The sequence below is a fragment of the Catenulispora pinisilvae genome (assembly GCF_015356865.1).
GTDB classification, from domain to species: domain Bacteria; phylum Actinomycetota; class Actinomycetes; order Streptomycetales; family Catenulisporaceae; genus Catenulispora; species Catenulispora pinisilvae.
Genome location: NZ_JAAFZA010000041.1, coordinates 1 through 17,277, shown reverse-complemented (window position 1 = coordinate 17,277; position 17,277 = coordinate 1). Strand labels below are relative to the sequence as shown.

Annotated in this window: 16 protein-coding genes and 1 pseudogene; 11 read left to right on the top strand and 6 right to left on the bottom strand. The window is 70.1% G+C overall.

Translation table 11 applies throughout. The features are described from left to right. Nucleotides 1-77: 77 nt before the first annotated feature. Nucleotides 78-1,172: a serine hydrolase domain-containing protein gene (locus IZR01_RS13990; protein WP_194924068.1), complete on the bottom strand. Its 1,095-nt coding sequence runs from the start codon at nucleotides 1,170-1,172 to the stop codon at nucleotides 78-80. 9 nt (nucleotides 1,173-1,181) lie between these two features. Continuing rightward, nucleotides 1,182-2,444, bottom strand: a complete 1,263-nt coding sequence (locus IZR01_RS13985) for an MFS transporter (RefSeq protein ID WP_194924067.1) — start codon at nucleotides 2,442-2,444, stop codon at nucleotides 1,182-1,184. 227 nt (nucleotides 2,445-2,671) lie between these two features. On the opposite strand from IZR01_RS13985, the gene IZR01_RS13980 reads away from it, so the two are divergent. Next, complete coding sequence (locus tag IZR01_RS13980) at nucleotides 2,672-3,811, top strand: hypothetical protein (RefSeq protein WP_194924066.1); 1,140 nt, start codon at nucleotides 2,672-2,674, stop codon at nucleotides 3,809-3,811. 19 nt (nucleotides 3,812-3,830) lie between these two features. Next, entirely contained in the window at nucleotides 3,831-4,415 is a 585-nt protein-coding gene (locus IZR01_RS13975; protein WP_194924065.1) for a pyridoxamine 5'-phosphate oxidase family protein, read from the top strand. A 434-nt stretch (nucleotides 4,416-4,849) separates the two neighbouring features. Here IZR01_RS13975 and IZR01_RS13970 read toward each other — a convergent pair whose 3' ends face one another. Beyond that, nucleotides 4,850-5,584: a DUF7873 family protein gene (locus IZR01_RS13970; protein WP_194893433.1), complete on the bottom strand. Its 735-nt coding sequence runs from the start codon at nucleotides 5,582-5,584 to the stop codon at nucleotides 4,850-4,852. Between the two features lie 225 nt (nucleotides 5,585-5,809). On the opposite strand from IZR01_RS13970, the gene IZR01_RS13965 reads away from it, so the two are divergent. Further along, the gene (locus tag IZR01_RS13965) at nucleotides 5,810-6,073 is read left to right on the top strand and encodes a hypothetical protein (RefSeq protein ID WP_194924064.1); all 264 of its coding nucleotides are present in this window, start codon (nucleotides 5,810-5,812) and stop codon (nucleotides 6,071-6,073) included. Here the strand turns inward: IZR01_RS13965 and IZR01_RS13960 are convergent. Beyond that, a complete protein-coding gene (locus IZR01_RS13960; protein ID WP_228559413.1) occupies nucleotides 6,025-7,284 on the bottom strand; it encodes an SPFH domain-containing protein in 1,260 nt (419 codons plus the stop codon). The genes IZR01_RS13965 and IZR01_RS13960 overlap by 49 nt on opposite strands. 7 nt (nucleotides 7,285-7,291) lie before the next feature. On the opposite strand from IZR01_RS13960, the gene IZR01_RS50485 reads away from it, so the two are divergent. From IZR01_RS50485 to IZR01_RS13935, 6 genes and pseudogenes are all read left to right on the top strand, one after another. Beyond that, the gene (locus IZR01_RS50485) at nucleotides 7,292-7,525 is read left to right on the top strand and encodes a hypothetical protein (RefSeq protein WP_228559411.1); all 234 of its coding nucleotides are present in this window, start codon (nucleotides 7,292-7,294) and stop codon (nucleotides 7,523-7,525) included. A gap of 201 nt (nucleotides 7,526-7,726) precedes the next feature. Then, entirely contained in the window at nucleotides 7,727-8,893 is a 1,167-nt protein-coding gene (locus IZR01_RS13955) for an aminotransferase class V-fold PLP-dependent enzyme (RefSeq protein ID WP_194893431.1), read from the top strand. Between the two features lie 70 nt (nucleotides 8,894-8,963). Further along, nucleotides 8,964-9,569, top strand: coding sequence for a hypothetical protein (locus IZR01_RS13950; protein ID WP_194924062.1), 606 nt, complete (start codon nucleotides 8,964-8,966; stop codon nucleotides 9,567-9,569). An 83-nt stretch (nucleotides 9,570-9,652) separates the two neighbouring features. Continuing rightward, nucleotides 9,653-10,183 carry a hypothetical protein gene (locus IZR01_RS13945; RefSeq protein ID WP_194924061.1) on the top strand — a complete coding sequence of 177 codons (531 nt, stop codon included), beginning with the start codon at nucleotides 9,653-9,655 and terminating at the stop codon, nucleotides 10,181-10,183. 57 nt (nucleotides 10,184-10,240) lie between these two features. Next, nucleotides 10,241-10,828 (top strand): TetR/AcrR family transcriptional regulator, encoded by a 588-nt coding sequence (locus IZR01_RS13940; RefSeq protein ID WP_194924060.1) that lies wholly within the window; start codon nucleotides 10,241-10,243, stop codon nucleotides 10,826-10,828. 170 nt (nucleotides 10,829-10,998) lie between these two features. Next, a pseudogene (locus IZR01_RS13935) lies at nucleotides 10,999-11,121 on the top strand (IS982 family transposase); the annotation flags it as partial. Between the two features lie 39 nt (nucleotides 11,122-11,160). Here IZR01_RS13935 and IZR01_RS13930 read toward each other — a convergent pair. Next, entirely contained in the window at nucleotides 11,161-13,839 is a 2,679-nt protein-coding gene (locus tag IZR01_RS13930; protein WP_194924059.1) for a GH92 family glycosyl hydrolase, read from the bottom strand. A 160-nt stretch (nucleotides 13,840-13,999) separates the two neighbouring features. On the opposite strand from IZR01_RS13930, the gene IZR01_RS13925 reads away from it, so the two are divergent. Then, on the top strand, nucleotides 14,000-15,022 hold the full coding sequence (locus tag IZR01_RS13925; RefSeq protein ID WP_194924058.1) for a LacI family DNA-binding transcriptional regulator: 1,023 nt from the start codon (nucleotides 14,000-14,002) through the stop codon (nucleotides 15,020-15,022). A 118-nt stretch (nucleotides 15,023-15,140) separates the two neighbouring features. Here the strand turns inward: IZR01_RS13925 and IZR01_RS13920 are convergent, their stop codons facing one another. Then, nucleotides 15,141-16,532, bottom strand: coding sequence for an MFS transporter (locus tag IZR01_RS13920; protein WP_228559410.1), 1,392 nt, complete (start codon nucleotides 16,530-16,532; stop codon nucleotides 15,141-15,143). 114 nt (nucleotides 16,533-16,646) lie between these two features. On the opposite strand from IZR01_RS13920, the gene IZR01_RS13915 reads away from it, so the two are divergent. Continuing rightward, entirely contained in the window at nucleotides 16,647-17,087 is a 441-nt protein-coding gene (locus tag IZR01_RS13915; protein ID WP_194924057.1) for a hypothetical protein, read from the top strand. Nucleotides 17,088-17,277 lie beyond the last annotated feature (190 nt).

Genomic DNA, 17,277 nt, shown 5'->3' with positions numbered 1-17,277 from the left:
GGCTCGGCGTCGGCTGGCGACTCGGCCTGAACCGACGGCTCGGCGTGAACCGACGGCTCGGCGTGAACCGACGGCCGTCAGCGAAGCGCTTCGTAAGCAGCGGCCACGACGTTCAAACCCCGGATGTCCTCCCGCTCACGCGGATCGAGCATCTGGTTCATGGCATAGGCGACCGTCATCCCGGTCGAGTGGTCGTTCATCACCAACGACCCGCCCCAGCCGCCCCAGCCGAAGGTGTTGCCGAAGACGCCGAATCCCATGCCGTAGGTCGCCGGCTGCCCCATCACCCGGTCCTCCCCCGCGTACTCCACATGCCAGGCCGGCTCGCATCCTTCCTTCGAGAGCAGCCGCACTCCCCCGGCCACTCCACCGTTGCTCAGGACCGACTGGGCCAGGGCGATCCCGCGGGCGTTGCCGAAGCCGTTGGCCGCCGGGATCTCGGCCCGCCGCCAGCCCTCGGTGTTCGCGTCCTTGACGCGGATCCCGCCTGCCGCATCGGAGTCGGGGCCGCCGGAGGAGAAGTCGTCGCTGTGCGACGGCGGCGGGTACAGCCGCGCGACGCGGGGGTCGTCCTGAGCATCGAGCCCGATGTGGAAGTCAGCGCCGAGCGGCCCGGCGACCTCCTCGGCGAAGAAGCGGCCGAGGCTGCGTCCGGTGACGCGGCGGACGACCTCGCCGACGAGGAATCCGAAGGTCATGGAGTGGTATCCGGCCGCCGTCCCCGGTTCCCACTGCGTCGGCGTGGCGGCCAGCCGTTCGGTGACCGCGGCCCAGTCGTAGAGGTCCTCGGCGACGAGCTTGCCCGGCCAGTCGGCGAGGCCGGCGGTGTGCGAGAGCAGATGCCGGACCAGGACGTTCTCCTTGCCGGCGGCGGCGAACTCGGGCCAGTAGGTCGAGACAGGGGCGGAAAGGTCGAGCTCACCGCGATCGGCGAGGATCAACGCGCACAACGCCGTCATCGGTTTGGTCGTGGACATGACGTTGACGATCGTGTCGCGTTCCCAGGCGACGGTGCGCTCGGCGTCGACATGACCGCCCCAGACGTCGACCACCGGTTCGCCGTTCACGAACACCGCCGCCGAGGCGCCGATGTCGTCCGCGTCGAGCAGCTCGGACAGCGCGTCGGCGACCGCGGCGAACTCATTCGTATACGTGCCCTGAACTTGAGCCATGGCCGGACGTTACCGCGCCACCGGCTCAGCGACGCTGTCATTTCCCGCCGGGCGCGCCCCCAGCTGCCGCACCGCGGGCACGCACAGCATCCCGAGCAGCACGGTCACCAAAACCGCGGCGGACGTATACAGCGCCGGCCCGGTCCCGACCGCGTCGCTGACCGGACCGGCCAGCGACTGTCCGATCGGGAAGGCTATGAGCGAGCCGGCGAGCTCGTAGGCGGAGATGCGGTTCAGGACGGCGGCCGGGATGTGCGTCTGCACGCTGGTCGACCACATCACGCCCCAGAAGGCGATGGTCGCCCCGCCGACGGCCGCGCCGCCGCAGACCTGGGCCAACGGCAGCCCGGCGGCCAGCGTCAGCGGCCACACCGACCACGCCACCAGCACGGAGGCGCCGACCCGCAACGGATGCCGGGGCCGGAACCGCACCCCGGCCAGCCCGCCGACCACGCCGCCCGCGCCGAAGGCCGTCCACATCAGTCCCAGCCCCGAAGCGCCGTGCCGGTCGGTCACCAGGATCGTGGCCAGCGGCCGGATCGGGCCCCACACGGCGATGCCCAGCACGATCCACGCCAGGATCACCGACCACATCCACGTCCGGTTGCGGAACTCGTGCCAGCCCTCGACCAGATTGCGCCACGTGGACTCCTGGGTCACGGCCCTGGCCACCGGCGCCAGCCGCAGCATCAGCAGGCACACGCCGCTGACCGCGAACGTCGCGGAGTCCGCGGCCAGCACCACCGGCACCCCGGACACGGCGATCAGCAGGCCGGCGACGGCCGGCCCGCCGAGCGTGGCCATGGCCTCGGCGACGCGGGTGACCGCGTTGGCCCGCTGCAAGTCGCCCGACACCTGGGTGATGACGCTGGCCAGCCCGGGCTGGAACGCGGCGGTCGCCACGCCGGACAGCCCCGACAGCGTCATCAGCAGCCACAGCGCCGGGTGCCCGGTGGCGAACGCGGTCGCGGCGAGGGCTTGCAGCACGAAGCGGGCGGCGTCGGCGCCGACCATCATCCGCTGCGGGGTGAACCGGTCGGCGAGCACGCCGCCGAAGAGCACGAACGCCGCGAACGGCAGCACCTGCGCGGCCAGCACCAGGCCGACGCCGGTGGTGCCGTAGCCGAGGCTGACGACGCCGAAGAGCAGGGCGACCGGCAGCATCGAGTCCCCGAGCAGCGACACCAGCCGCGCGGTGAAGTACAGCCGGAAGTCCCGGTTCCACAGCCGCGGCGGCGCGGGCAGCCGGATGTCACACGTCGCCGTCGTCACGGCGCCCCCTCTGCTGTTCGGGTTGTCTAGGTCTAGACCAATGGCGAGAACGTAGGGAGAACGCGAGCAGCCCCGCAAGGTATTTCGAAGTATGAAAACGATCTCGCGATCCATCTCGCGATCCATCTCGCCATCGATCCGCCATCGATCTCGCGATCGATCCCCCGCAGACGCCGGCACCGCGAAACAATGGGCTGCCCGAGCCCGCCCGTATGGAAGGCAGCCGCATGCCAGTGCCCCTCCCCGACGACGCTTCCGTCCTGTTGCAGCCGCCGGACGCCGACGAAGTCGCGTGTGTGGCCCGCGGCGTCATCTCCGCCGTCGCGCCGCAGGGCGGACTGACCGGGCTCCAGCAGACCCTGGTGGCGGCCATGTTCCATTCGATGACCGGCCACGACGTCGACCCGCTCGCGCTCCAGGCCGAGCTGGCCGTGAAGCCTTACGGCGCCAGGGAATTCGCCGAGGACATGCACCGGCGGAACCTGGCGTTCCGGGGGCGGGTCGTGCAGATGATGGTCACCGTGGAGCTGGTGTTGAACCCGCTGCCGCCGGACGTGGCCGGGCGGGTCGCGGAGTTCGCCGCGGAGCTGTCAGTGCACGACGACCTGGAAGACGTGCTGCACGGCTTCGCCGACTCCGGCCGCCGGCTGGCCGCGATCGACTTCGACCGCAACGGTTATCTGCACGACTTCGACGTGCACCACCTCCAGCACCTGCACGTCGGCGACGGCGCGCTGACCGGCCCGTGGACCCCGGTCGAGGACGACCCGGCACTGGCGGCGCGCTGGGCCTCGCTCGGGGACCTGCCGGCCGAGACGCTCGGGCGGGGCGTATACGACTTCTACAAAACCCGCGGCTTCTCCTTCCCCGGCGCCCCGGGCTCGGCCCCGCCGCTGCTGGCCCAGCACGACTGGGTCCACATCCTGGCCGACTACGGCACCCGGGTCGAATCAGAGATCGAAGTCTTCGCCTTCATCGCCCGCGCCAACGACGACCTGCATGCCTTCTCCCTGCTGGCGATGGTGGTGAGCCTTTTCGAGACCGGCGCCCTGGCCGCCGGCGCGGGCCTGTTCGAGGCCGACCGCGGCCACCTGTCGCAGCCCGGGATGGCCGTCCGCTTCGGCGACGCCCAACGCCGCGCGGCGCTGTGCACCGGCAGCAACGACTTCATGGCCGCCGACTGGTTCGCGGTCGCCGACAAGCCGGTCGCGGTGCTCCGCAAGGAGCTGCTGCTGCCGCCCAAGAGTGAGCAAGCACTCACAGCGGGCAGCGTCGGCCCGTGGGATGCTGAGGGGATAAGCCCGTTCCAGCTCAACGCCGGGCGCAAGCTCGCCGCGGCCGAAGGGCGGGAATATACGGGCCCGTAGACCGAATGAGGGGTTTGCGATGGCCAGTGAAATCGACGGCATAGACGACCGGCTGCGCGCGTTCATCGCCGCGCAGCCCATGTACTTCGTGGCCTCGGCGCCACTGGACGGCGGACACGTCAACGTCTCCCCCAAGGGGTACGCGGACACGTTCGCCGTCCTGGACGAGCACACGGTGGCCTACCTCGACCTGTTCGGCAGCGGCATCGAGACCGTCGCGCACCTGCGCCAGCAGGGCAACCGCCGGATCACGGTGATGTTCTGCTCGTTCACCCGCAACTCCAAGATCGTGCGGCTGTTCGGCACCGGCCGCATGGTCCGCCCGGACACCCCGGAGTTCGAGACGCTGAAGGGCCACTTCAACACCGCCCACATCGGCATCCGCGCGATCATCGTCATCGACGTGGAGCGCATCCGCGACTCCTGCGGCTTCGCGGTGCCCTACATGACCCTGGTCGACGAGCGCCCGGTCCTGGACAAGCGCGCCGCCCGCCGCGACGACGAGCAGTGGGCCGACCGCATCACCCACGACAACGCCGCCAGCATCGACGGCCTGCCCGGACTGGACGCGGACCATCCGCTGCCGTCCGCGGTGACGCGGTAGCGCTTTTCCGTGCGGTAGCGGTTTGCGCAGCCCCTGGCGGAACAAGGGCGAGGCCCAGGGCTTTGCCCGGCCCTGGGCCTCTCCACACTGTTGAGGTGTGGTGCCGTCATAGTGCGCACGCCGATGGCGTTTAAGAAAGCAGGTAAGCCTGAGGCACCGCGCTCTTCCTATTGAGCTATCCCCGCATGAAGAGCGGGGAACGGGGCTCGAACCCGCACCCTCGGTGTATGACCCGCTTCCGGTCGATCCGGCGATGGACGGCGAGGACTGAACTTAGAGCGAGAGTCTGAAGCTGCTCACCGCTGCCTCTACCAATTGGGCTACCTCCGCACGGGATGCGGAGAGAGGGATTCGAACCCCCACTTGTCACAGTGTTCGTCAATATCAGGCGTCACATTAAGCTTGGTCGCTCGCCGCCGATCCTAGCGAACCTCTCAGGCGAACAGGTAACCGAATACCGCCTCGCCGACCCGCTGGTCGCTCACCTCGAAGGTGTTCGCCTCCTCGCGGGCGAACTTCACCGCCTGGCTGAGCTTGTCCACCCGCTCCACCAGTTCGTTGACCCGCTGCGCGGGCAGCGCGCCGGAGAACTTGGTCTGGGTCCAGTAGCCGATGGCGATGTCCTCGTAGTAGACCTCGACCTGCGCCGGGTGCTTCTCCGTGGCCTCGGCCTTGACGTGGTTGCGCGGCACCTTCTTGGTGCGCAGCGTGCGCACGGGCTCGGTCCGGTACCAGTCCGTGGAGGGGTCGGCGGTCCAGGACTCGGCGGCGTCCAGCACCGGCAGCTTCTTGACGAAGGTGTGCAGGTCGGCGAGCTGCTTCTCCAGGAACAGCAGGTAGGACACCGGCACGTCGCGCAGCAGCGTACGGCCCTCGACCACGACGTCGGCGCGGGCCACGCAGTTCGCCCAGTCCTTGGTGGCCGTGACATCGAACAGCCGGGTCAGCCCGGTGCCGATCTGGCGCAGCACGTCCTCGGCCTTGACCTGCACCCGGGTCGACTCCGGCGGCAGCTGCTCGCCGTCCTCGTCCTTCGGCTGGTAGCTGCGGCTCAGCCCGGTGAGCAGCGGCTGCTTCTGGACGTCGTGGTGCGCCTGCGTGAGTTCGGCGTAGGACTTGCTCTTGACGCCTTTCTCGATCGCGATGATCTGGCTGAGTTTCGTGGCCATGATGGTCCCCCCATGCACTGGGCATGTCGTGAATTTGATGTGTTCTCAAGGCAAAGCCTATGGACCGGGGCCGACAATCCGTGGGGCGGGTCGGCCGGTTCCACGGCGGTGTCCTCGATGATGACAGACCCCTGGCCCGGGCTTGTAGGCAATTTCGCCGTCGCGCGATCAGGGTTATGCGATCAGGGCTGGGCGAGCGAGGCGAAACCGTTGACCAGAACACCGATGCCCAGGGCGATAATGAGCACCGAGGCGGCGACCCCGATCATGCGGGTCGCGCCGGCCCCCACCGACCGGCCGAACAGCGCCCCGATCGCGGCCAGGACGAGCTGCCACGCGAGCGAGGCCGGCCCGGCCGCCGCGACGAAGGCCGCAGATCCGGCCCACGAGCCGCCGCGGGTGGGCTCTTCAGGGATTCAGCGCCTCAGCGCTCAGCCCACTCAGCGTTCCTCCCCCACCTTCAAAGCGCTCAGCACCGCCGAGACCTGAGCGACGATCCCGGCCAGCGAGCCGGCGTCCGCGCCCCCGACCGTCACCGCCTTGTACTCCGAGGGCGTCGGCAGGTTCTCCACGATCTCCGGCAGCCGCCCGATCAGCTCGGACTGCAAGGCCGCGGCGGACCGCGCGTTGGCGATCTCGGCGCGCACCCGCTCGCGTTCCAGCTCCAGCAGCTGCCGATCGTGGTCTGCGGCATGCCGGGCCCGGACCGCGGCCAGTTCGGCCTCCAACCGCAGCCGGCTGAGTTCCTGCTCCTCGGCCAGCCGAAGGCGCGCCATCGCGCTCTCCTGCTCGTGCCGCTCGCGCTCCAGCGCCAGGGCTGCGAGCCGGGTGCGGTGGGCTTCCTCGGCGGCCTTGCGGGCGTTGCCCTGCGACTGCTCGTCGCGCCGCGCCTGCTCGCCGGCTTCGCGGTCGAAGTCGCGCGCCGCGTTCTGGGCCCGCAGTTCGGACAGCCCGCGTTCGTCGGACAGCCGGCGCGTCTCCTGCTTGCGGGCCTCGCCCATCCGGCTGTCGGTGACCACGCTCTCGGCGGCCAGTTCCGCCAACGCCGCCAGGCGCCCCTGCTCGGAACGGAACGGCTTTTGCAGGTTCTCCCACAGCGTCTTGGAGCTGACGACCGCCTCCTTGATCTGGACGGTGACGATCCGCAGCCCCAGCCCGGCCTCCGCCTCGCCGGAGCCCTCGGCGACGGCGCGCAGCCGCGCCGTCAGCTCCTCGATGATCGGCTGCCGGTCGGACAGCACCTCGTGCACGCTCATCGTGGCGACCTTGTCCTTGATCGCCGCCTCGGCCTGCTCCCGGAGTTGCAGGTTCACCAGCCGCATCGGGTCCTCCGGATCGGAGAAGTCCAGTTTGCGGTAAGCCGTGCCGAAGTCCTCGATCGCCCATTGCACGATCGCTTGCACGAGAATGCCCTGGAGCTCGCTACAGATGCAGAACGCGTTCATCAGGATGGTCTGCATCGCGCCCGGCACCACCAGGAACGAGTCGGTCGCCGGCCGGTACCGGAACGACATTCCGAGGCCGATGTGCCGGGGCCTGCTCTCGCCGCGCCGGGTGTGGACGACGAAGGCGTTCGGCGGCACCAGCACGGTCTTCCAGCGTCCGACGCCGGTGATGCGGACCTCGACGCCGTTGGCCGGGGCCGCGCCGGGCGGCTGGAAGCCTCGGCTGGCATCGGTGTCGGCGGCGAAACGTTCCAACCGTCCGGTGCGGCCCCGGCTCGGAGCGGCAGACCCGCCGACCGCGCTCCTGGCGACCGACGGAGCCGGCGCCGGGGGCGGCATCGAAGGTGCCGGCGCCGCCGGGGCGGCGGCAGCCATCCGCCCGGAGCCGCCCCCGCCCGCGTCGGATCCCGAGGATCCCGAATTGGATCCCGCGTTGGATCCGGAGTTCGACCCCGCGAATCCCCTGGAACGCAGGTCCGACTCCAGCCGCTCCTGATTGGCCAGAACATCGTCGAGATAAGTGTTACGGCCTTGGTCCGACACGATGTCACCCCCTGGATAGCCCGATGGTGTCGGAACCGTAGCAGGGCTCGACGACACCCAGGGCCCGACGACACCCGGCGCCGATTCCGCCAGGGCCAACAGCGCGGAAATGGCCCTTGGGTCCGCCGGTCCCGGCCGATTAGTCTCGGCGGGCGTGGACACCTTAGAGAACCCCCTGTGGGGCGACGACTGGACCGAGATCCGTGCCCTGTTCGACACGCTCCAGCCCGGGCACGCCTATCTGAACCACGGCGGCTTCGGCAATCCGCCGCGCACCGTCGTGGCCGCCCAACAACAGTGGCGGGCCCGGGTGGACGCCAACGCCACGCGCTTCTTCCGGCGGGAACTGGCTCCGGGCCTGGCCACCGCGAGCCGGGCGGTCGCGGAGTTCCTGGGTGCCCCGGCCGGCGACCTGGTCGCCCTGGTCACCAACGTCACTGCGGCCACGACGATCGCGGTCGACTCGGTGCCGCTGGCCGCCGGCGAGGAGCTCCTGGTCACCGACCACGGCTACCTGACCGCGACCTGGGCGGCCGAGCGGCGCGCCCGGGAGGTCGGGGCGAGCGTGGTGACCGCGCGGATCCCGTTGGAGGCGGACGCCGCCGGGATCACCGAGGCGGTGCTGGCCGCGGTCACGCCGCGCACCAAGGTCGCGCTGATCGACCACGTCACCTCCTCCACCGCGCGCCTGTTCCCGATCGAGGAACTGGTCCCGGCGTTGCAGGAGCGCGGCGTGATCGTCATCGTCGACGCCGCGCACGCCCCCGGCATGCTGCCGATCGACCTGGCCGCGCTGAGCCCGGACTACTGGGGCGGGAACCTGCACAAGTGGGGCTACGCGCCCCGGTCGGCGGCGGCGTTCTGGGCGGCGCCCAAGTGGCGGTCGACGCTGCGGAACCCGATCGTGTCCTGGGGACAGGACGACGGATTCCCCTCGCACCTGCAAGAGATCGGCACCAGCGACCCCACGCCCCGGCTGGCCGCGCCGAACGGGATCGCGTTCCTGCGCGCGCTGGGTCCGCAGCGGGTGCGGGAGCACAACGTGAAGCTCGCCGAGTACGGCCAGGCGGCGCTGGCCTCGGCGCTGGACGTGGACCCGGCGAGGCTGCCGGGCGACCCGGGGGTGCCGATGCGCGTGGTGCCGTTGCCGGTGGCCTTCGACGACCCGCGCGACCTCCAGGCCGAGATCTCCGACCGGCTCGGCGTCGAGGTGGCGGTGCCGAAGTGGAACGGCCGGACGCTGCTGCGGGTCAGCGCGAACATCTACAACGCCCCGGCGGAGTACGACAGGCTGGCCGCGGGTATCAAGTCCCTGCTTTAGCGGCACTAATGCAGGTACAGATGCCGCGAAAGAGATTCCCCTGCGCTGCCCGGTCGGCGATGCTGATGGGATGCAACGTGCTGGGGGCGGCAGCTGGCGGATCGTGATGGACGACAGCCAAGTCATGGCGCTCGTCCTGTGGTTGCGGGACGCCGCCGGGATGACGCCGGACCTCGACCCGGCGATCCCGCCGCTGGAGCCGGCGGTCCCGGTGGTCCCGGAACTGGCCGCGCTCGCCGATCCGCACGCCGCCGCGCAGTGGACCGGCCTGTGGCTGGGACTGTGGGAGGGACGCCTGGAGGAGTGGTTCGCGCTGCGGATGCTCACCCCGCCCGGCTTCGAGCTGCTGGACCGCTCCCCGGAGCTGCGCGGGCTGGTCGCGGCCGGCTACCGGGAGGCCTCGCACTGGACGTCGGCGCACCGCCCGATCGGCCGGGGCGGGTCCTCCGGCCGGGCCCTGTCCATGTCGAAGGAGCCGGGGGCGGCGGTCAAGCAGCTGGAGGGCGAGCTGGGCCGCCGGGCCAACGACTTCGAGTTCGCCATCAAGGTGCTGCCGGTGGCCGGCCGGGTGTTCTGGCTGGGCCCGGACGGCGGGTTGGTGGTGAGCGAGACGCTGATGCGGGACGGGCGGGCGTTCCGGGCGCTGCTTCATGATGTGCTGTCCGGGGTGGTGTAGCGCTACGGGCAGGTTCTTTCAGCGCTACGGGCTGCGTCATTTGGCGCTACGTCCTGGGTCATTCGGCGCTACGGTCTGAGGCCGTGGCCGGGATCGAGTGGAACGAGGTGCCCGCGGACGTCCGCGCGCGGGTCGATGAGCTGGTCATCGCCGACGAGTGGTTCGGCGCCGTTCGCGAGCTGTGGGAAAACGGCCGCGAACCGCGGATCGGGCTGAACGACTGCCAGGACCTGGTCTATCGGCGACAGGTCGAGCTGGCCGACCGGATCCGCCACAAGCCAGAACCGCCCCGCGACCTGCCGACGCTGATCGCGGCCGTCGAGGCGCTGCCGCGCCGCCCGGACGCGATCGAAGCCCTCTGGGACGGCGACTCGAGGGGCTGGATGACGCTCCTGCTGGCCGTGACGTGCGCCCCGCGCACCGAGGCGGGCCTGGCCCAGATCCGGCACGGCGGCGATCTCAGGCTGTTCAACGGCCAGGTGCCGCCGTGGCCCGAGGCGCAGGAGGCCACGGAGCTCGGTACGGCGCTGGCCCGGCACTTCGACCTGCCGTTCTTCTTCCACAGCCCTGATACCCCGGAACTGCCCGACGTCCGGTGGTGGGACACGCTCTGACCCGGCACGGCCCGCTCCGGCCCGGCACACCACCGACCGGCGGCTAGGGTGTGAATCATGACCGCCCCCGCCAAGCGCCCGGGCCGCCGGCCCGGTTCGGCCGACACCCGCGGCGAGATCCTGGACGCGGCGCGCGCCGAGTTCGCCTCGCGGGGCTATGAGAAGGCGACCGTGCGGGGCATCGCGCGGGCGGCCGGGGTGGATTCGGCGCTGGTGCACCACTACTTCGGGTCGAAGGATCGGGTGTTCCTGGCCGCGCTGGAGTTCCCGGTGGACCCGGCTACGCTGCTGGAGCTGGTGGCCGGTGATCCGGCGGGCGTCGGCGAGCGGCTGGCCCGTGGCGTGGTCGAGGTGTGGGAGGAGCCGCAGGCCCGCGAGCGGCTGCTGGCGGTGGTGCGGACGGTCGCCTCGAACGAGGAGATGGCGGCGCTGCTGCGCGGGTTCGCCAGGCCCCGGCTGATCGCGCCGCTGGCCGCGCGGATCGGCGGTCCGGACGCCGAGGTGCGGGTGGAGATGGCGGTGGCGCAGATCGTCGGGCTGACGATGGCGCGGTATGTGATCGCCGTGGAGCCGATCGCTTCGCTGAGTCCTGAGAAGTTGGTGGATTTGTTGGCGCCGGCTTTACAGCGGCTGCTGGCAGGTTGATCCGGACCGAGAAGACGGGTCGAAAAGACGGGTCGAATGACGGCGCGGCCCGGACTCGTCTCCGAGTCCGAACCGCGCCGCGCTGCACCGGGTCGGGTTCCCTGTCCTACTGGATGAGTTGTTCCGAAGTCGGGGCCCGAAAACGAGGTGAGGGCCTCCATGCTCTGGTTGTGACGTCAGACATAGAGACCCTCATCACCGCACTGCACGTGAAGATCGACAACGAGTATGGAGGTGTTAAGCGCTTCGGTCGTCCGCCCAAGCTCAGCGCCTCCGAACTGCTGTGCCTTGCCCCTGATCGCGATCACACCGCCAACATCATGACGGCGACATCATGACGGCAACGTCCACATCTGCCTCGGCGCGTTGCCGCACGTGGAGATCTGCAACTGCGTCCCGTCCGTCGTGGTGCCGTTCGGATCGTCCAGACACTTGCCGGACGGCAGGTTCAGCAACTCCCCGTCGGGCAGCGGCAGCCATACCTGCGATCCCGTTCGGCTGCAGGCGTTCCGCTGCACCAGCGTCCCGTCCGCGGTGCCACCCTGGGCGACGTCCAGGCAGCCGCCCATGATCTCCAGACCGCCGTCGGAGTTCGGGGTGAACTTCTGCGCGAACGAGCCATCGCAGGTGCTGAGCTGAATCTTGGTCCCGTCGGTGGTGCCGAAGTCGCTGTCCTCCGCGCACTTGCCGGCGATGCCCGACGTGAGCGGGCCGGTGCCGGGCACGGTGCTGGTGTCGTACGACGGCGGCGCGTCGCCGGCCCCGGTGCCCCAGTTCGACGGCGTGGAGCCCAGGGTGAAGTTCAGCGTGACGCCGGACTTCCAGGTCGCGGCCGGCAGCCAGGTGTGGGTGCTGGCCGTGCCGTTGACGGTGAGCGACTGCACGTAGTAGTTGCTCGCCGAGGCGGCCGGGGCGTTGATGGCGATGGTCTTGCCGGAGTCCAGGTGGATGGCGATCTGCGTGAACAGCGGGCTGTTGAACGCCAGGTCCGCGCTGCCGGGGGTCACCGGGTACATGCCCAGCGCGCCCCAGACGTACTGCGCGGACTCCGCGCCCAGGTCGTCGTTGTTCGGGAAGCCGCCGGGAGAGTCCTGATACAGCAGGTTCTCGATCCGGTTCACCACCGACTGGGTGTGCGAGGGCTCGCCGGTCCAGTCGTAGAACCAGGGCGTGCCCAGGTCCACCTCATTGGACAGGCTCGCCTGGTCGGGCTTGGCGTTGGCGGCGGTCGGGAAGTAGTAGTCCAGGTCGGCGTTGATCACGCTGTTCCCGCCGTAGAGGGCGGCCAGCGCCGGCTGGTCGAAGCCGACGTCGAAGCGGTTCTGCGCGGCCGTGGCCTCGGTGAAGCCGGTCGTGGTGTCGGGGGTGATGGGGTCGAAGGTCCCGTTGCTCTCCCTGGGGTTGAGCAGGTTGTCGGCCGGGTTGAAGATGTTCTTCCAGTTGTTGGCCTGGGCGGTGAACTTGGTGGCGTCGGACCGGTCGCCCATGGACTTGGCGAACCGGGACAGCGCGAAGTCGGCGTTGTCGTACTCGATCAGGCTGGAGGCCGAGTCCCGGACGTGGCAGCAGCCCAGCGCGCTGGTGTAGAGGTCGGACGGCAGGTAGCCGTAGGTGTCCTCCAGCGCGTTGCCGGGGCGCACGTGGTTGGTCGTCGAGGCCTCGGTGACCATGTCCGACAACGCGGTCGAGGTGTCGAAGTCCGTGCCGCCGAAGGCGTAGTAGTTGGCGATCGCGGCGACGGCCGGGTCGCCGTCCATGGTCCAGTTGTAGGAGTTCATGAAGCCCCACTGTGGGAAGAGCCCGCCCTGGGTGTAGTCGTTGACCAGGGACTGCGCGTGGTCCGAGGCGACTGACGGGTCGAGCATCGCCTCGAGTTGGGTCTGCCCCTTGTAGACGTCCCAGCCCGAGAACTGGTCGTACTGCGCGTGGCCCGGTGGCGCGGTGTGCACGGCGTTGTCGAAGCCCATGTACTGGCCGTTGACGTCGGTCACCGTGTTCGGGTGCAGCATCACGTGGTAGAGCGTGGAGTAGAACAACTGCTGTTGCGCGGTCGTGCCGCCGGCTATCTGGACCTTGCCCAGCAGGGCGTTCCACGCGTTGTGCGCAGCGGCGTGGGTGGCGTCGAAGTCGAAGCCCGGGTTCTCGGCCGCCAGGTTCGCCGAGGCGTTCGCGGCGCTGACGAAGGAGATCCCGACCTTGGCCTGCACCACCTGGTGGGCGCTCGCGTCGAACTGCAGGAACACCGAGTTCGGGCCGGGCTGGCCGGACTCGGTGACGATCTGCGAGGCCGCGGTGAAGGGCTGGTCGAAGACCATGTCGAAGTGCAGCGTGTAGGGGCCGGGCTGGGTGCAGAACCCGCCGGAGTCCACGGTGCCGACCACTTCGTTGTTCCCGACCAGCTGCACGCTGGAGCCGGTGGTGCCGTTCTCGCTGTCCAGCAGCTTCATCAGCAGGTCGGCCTGGTTGGTGGCCGGGAAGGTGAAGCGGGCCATACCGGTGTGCGCGGTGGTGGTCAGCTCGGTCTGCACCGGGGTGGTGCCGGTCTTCACCGTGTAGTAGCCGGCCTGGCCGACCTCGCTGCTGTGGTCGAGGGGCTCGTAGACCGTCTCCGGGTTGCCGGAGGGCAGGGCGCCGGTCAGCGGCAGCACCGGCAGGTCGCCCATGGCGTTGCAGCCGGGGCCGGACATGTGGGTCAGCGAGAAGCCCCGGGTCTGGGTGTCGGTGTAGTCGTAGCCGCCGCCGGGGGCGCGGTCGGTCGCCGAGTCCGGGCTCCACTGAACCATGCCGAACGGCGTGTCCGCACCCGGGAAGTCGTTGCCGCCGGCGGAGGTCATCAGCAGTGTGCTGACCGTCGAGGCCGGATCGGCGACGAAGGCGGGGTGCGAGCCGGCGTGTGCGGCGCCCGCTGACAGCCCGGTGGTGCCCAGGGTGGCCGCGGCCACCAGGGCACCGCTGGATATCAGGGAGCTGAGGCGTAGTTTCCTGCGCCTGGAGTGGGATGGATCGGTCACGGTGTCTCTTCTCTCGAGGTGTTGGCGTATTCGAGGATTGACGCGGATTGTGAACGTTCACAGAAGGCCGGAACTCTCCGACCCCTGACAAAGCCTGTCGGCGGCGCACATCACCGAGGCATGGATGGTAACGTTAACTAGTTGAACTAGGAGATATGGGATGGCAGCCAGGCCCACGATGAAGGACGTGGCCAAGGCCGCGGGCGTGTCGCTGATGACGGTCTCGCGGGTGGTGGCCGGCGAGGCAGGCGTGGCCCCGCAGACCGCGGCTCGGGTCGAAGAAGCAATCAGGGGACTGGGATATCAGCGCAACGACATCGCCCGCAACCTTCGGCGCAAGGCCCAGGACTCACGCACCATCGGCTTGGTCGTCGACGACCTGGCCAACCCCTTCTTTTCCGCACTTGCACGCTCGGTGGAGGACGAAGCGTACCGCCGCGGCTTCCTGGTTCTGGTAGGAAGTACCAACGATGACCCCCGCCGGGAACGCGACGTGGTCTCGGCCTTCAGCGCCCGCCAAGTCGACGGTCTGGTCCTGGTCCCCACCGGCGGGAACCGGGCCTTCTTCCGCGCGCAGATGGCGCGGGGGGTGAAGGTGGTCTGCGTCGACCGCCCGGCCACCGGCCTGGACGTGGACTGCATCGCCGTCGACAACCGGGCCGGCACCGCGACCGCCATCGGGCACCTGCTGGACCGCGGCCACACCCGCATCGCCTACCTTGGCGACCGTCAGGAGATCTGGACGCAGAACGAACGCTTCGTCGGCTACACCGAAGCGATCACGGAGGCCGGCCTGGAAGTCGATCCCGTTCTGATCCGCCACGGCCTGCGCGGCCATCGCCAGGCCGCCGCCGCAATCGGCGAGATGATGGCCGGTCCCAACCCGCCGACCGCGTTCTTCAGCGGCAACGACCTGATCACCCTCGGCGCGGTGGAAGCCGGGGCCTGCCGCCGCTTCGGTTTGGTCGGCTTCGACGACTTCGTGCTGGCGGACAAACTGGATCCGCCGATTTCGGTAGTGAGTCAGGACCCTGCGGCCCTCGGCCGCACCGCCGCTCAGCTCCTCTTCGGCCGGATCGACGGCGACAACGCGGCTCCGCGCTCGGTGGTGCTGGCGACCCGGTTCATCGATCGGGGATCGGGCGCGATGGCGGCCGGGTCGACGCCGGTGCGCGGCGGTTGAGCGCCCGGCCCGGTCGGGCTTGACCCGGCCGGGCTGGTCGGCTTGGCTGTCGGGTACTGGTTGCTGCCCGGCAGCCTTGTCCCCTCAACCTAGTGTGCTGCTGTCTAGCCCTACTGCCTTACCCCTGCGCCGGCTCGCTCGCCCGGCCCGGCAGCAGCGCCGCCACGATCCCGGCGGCGGCCAGCGCGATCGCCGCGCCGATCATCGCGCCGCTGAAGCCGGCGGCCATCGCGACCTTGGGGCCGCCGCCGTGGGTGGCGGCGATGTGCGCGGAGATCGTGGACAGCGCCGCGAGTCCGATGGCGCCGCCGACCTGGCGTGAGGTGTTGATCAGGCCGGAGGCCAGGCCCGCCTCGTGCCGGGGCATCCCGGCGGTGCCGGCGACCGCCAGCGGCGTCATGGCCAGGCCCATGCCGAAGGTGAGCAGCATCAGCGGGCCCAGGACGTCGGCGGTGTAAGAGCCGTCGGCCGGGAAGCGCGCCAGCCAGGCCAGGCCGACCGCCGCGACCAGCGGACCGACCAGCAGCAGCGGCCGCGGGCCGATCCTGGGCAGGATGCGGGTCGCCAGCACGGTGCCCAGCACGATCATCGCCGAGCCCGGCACGAACGCGAACCCGGCCTGCAAAGCGTCGAAGCCGAGCACCTGCTGGAGGTAGAGGCTGACGTAGAACCACATCGCGAACATGCCCGCGCCGATCAGCAGCGCGGCCAGGTCGGCCACGGCCAGCGACTGGTTCCGGAACACCCGCAGCGGCACCAGGGCGTGCTTGCTGCGCGCCTCCAGCAGGACGAACAGCGCCAGCAGCACCGCACCGGCCACGATCGGGACCAGCACCGCCGAGGAGCCCCAGGTGTGGGTGTCGGTGGTGACGACCCCGTACACGATGCCGGTCAGACCGAGGGTGACGGTGATCGCGCCGGGCAGGTCCAGGGTGCGCAGCGTGGCGCCGCGGCCCCGGGTCCTGGCGATCAGCGGCACCGCCGCCAGGAGCAGCACCACGCCGATCGGCACGTTGACGAACAGCACCCAGCGCCAGCTCACCCACTGCGTGAGCATGCCGCCGACGACCGCGCCCATCGCGCCGCCGGCCGCCATCGTGGCGCTCCAGGCGCCGAGCGCCTTGGTCCGCTCGCGCGGGTCGGTGAAGGTGGTCATGATCAGCGTCATCGTCGCCGGGGCCAGCACCGCGCCGGCCAGGCCCTGCACCGAGCGGGCCGCGATCAGCAGGGCGCCGGTGTCGGCCATGCCGCCGGCCAGGCTGGCGGCGGTGAAGCCGACCAGCCCGGTCAGGAACACCGGCTTGGCGCCGAACAGGTCGGCGGCGCGTCCGCCGAACAGCAACAGGCCCGCGAAGCCGAGCGCGTAGGCGTTGACCACCCACTGCACGCCGGTCGGCGACAGGTCCAGCGCGCCGCGCATGGCCGGCAGGGCCACGTTCACGATGCTGACGTCCACCAGCAGCATGAACGTGCCCTGACACACCGCAATCAGCGCCAACCACTTGCGCATGGAGCGCTCCTTCCTCTGAGCCTGCCCGGCGCCGAGATCACCTGCGCGGTCCGGTCCCGATCGCCGCAGGAACGCGAGGATCTGCTCGGCCGCAGGCTCCCCCGCGCGGCAGCAGTGCTCGACATCTACGCATCCGTGATGCTCCGCAAGTTCCTCGGCGGGCGAAGCCGCTACTGGGCCGCGCTGACCGGTGTACTGACACCAGAGCAGGAGGTACAGCTCGGCTCGACCGGCAGCCTTTTCACCGAATCGGGCATGGTCGTCAACCGATCGCCGGACCTTCAGCAGCACGACGCGAAGTTGCTGGCGGCCCTCGCCGCCGACGGACGCGCCAGCCTCGTCGACCTCGCGACCGCAGCCGGCCGGGGGCCACACATATCGTGGTCCCCGACAGCCGTATACACCGCGAACTTGGGCGGGCCACAGCCGCGGCGACCGCTCCTCCTCGGCATCGACACCATGCGATTCCGCATCCGATACCGCGACCGCGCTGGCGTCGAGTCTTTCGGCAGAGACGAGGCCGAATTCTTGTGCATCCTCAGCTCTCCGCCCTGACGACGTTCCAGGTTAGCCGCCTAGGCGCGCCGTGAGGCTCAGGTGTTCTTCAAGAAGCCTTAACCTCCGTCTTTCACCAAGAGCATGATCGGGTCGTCTGATTCAGGGTGCTGATGGTTTCCGGGTGCGGCTGGCGTGTGGGCATGCCGAAGTTCCGGCGCTCGGGCCGGGGTCTCCAGGGTTCCTTCGG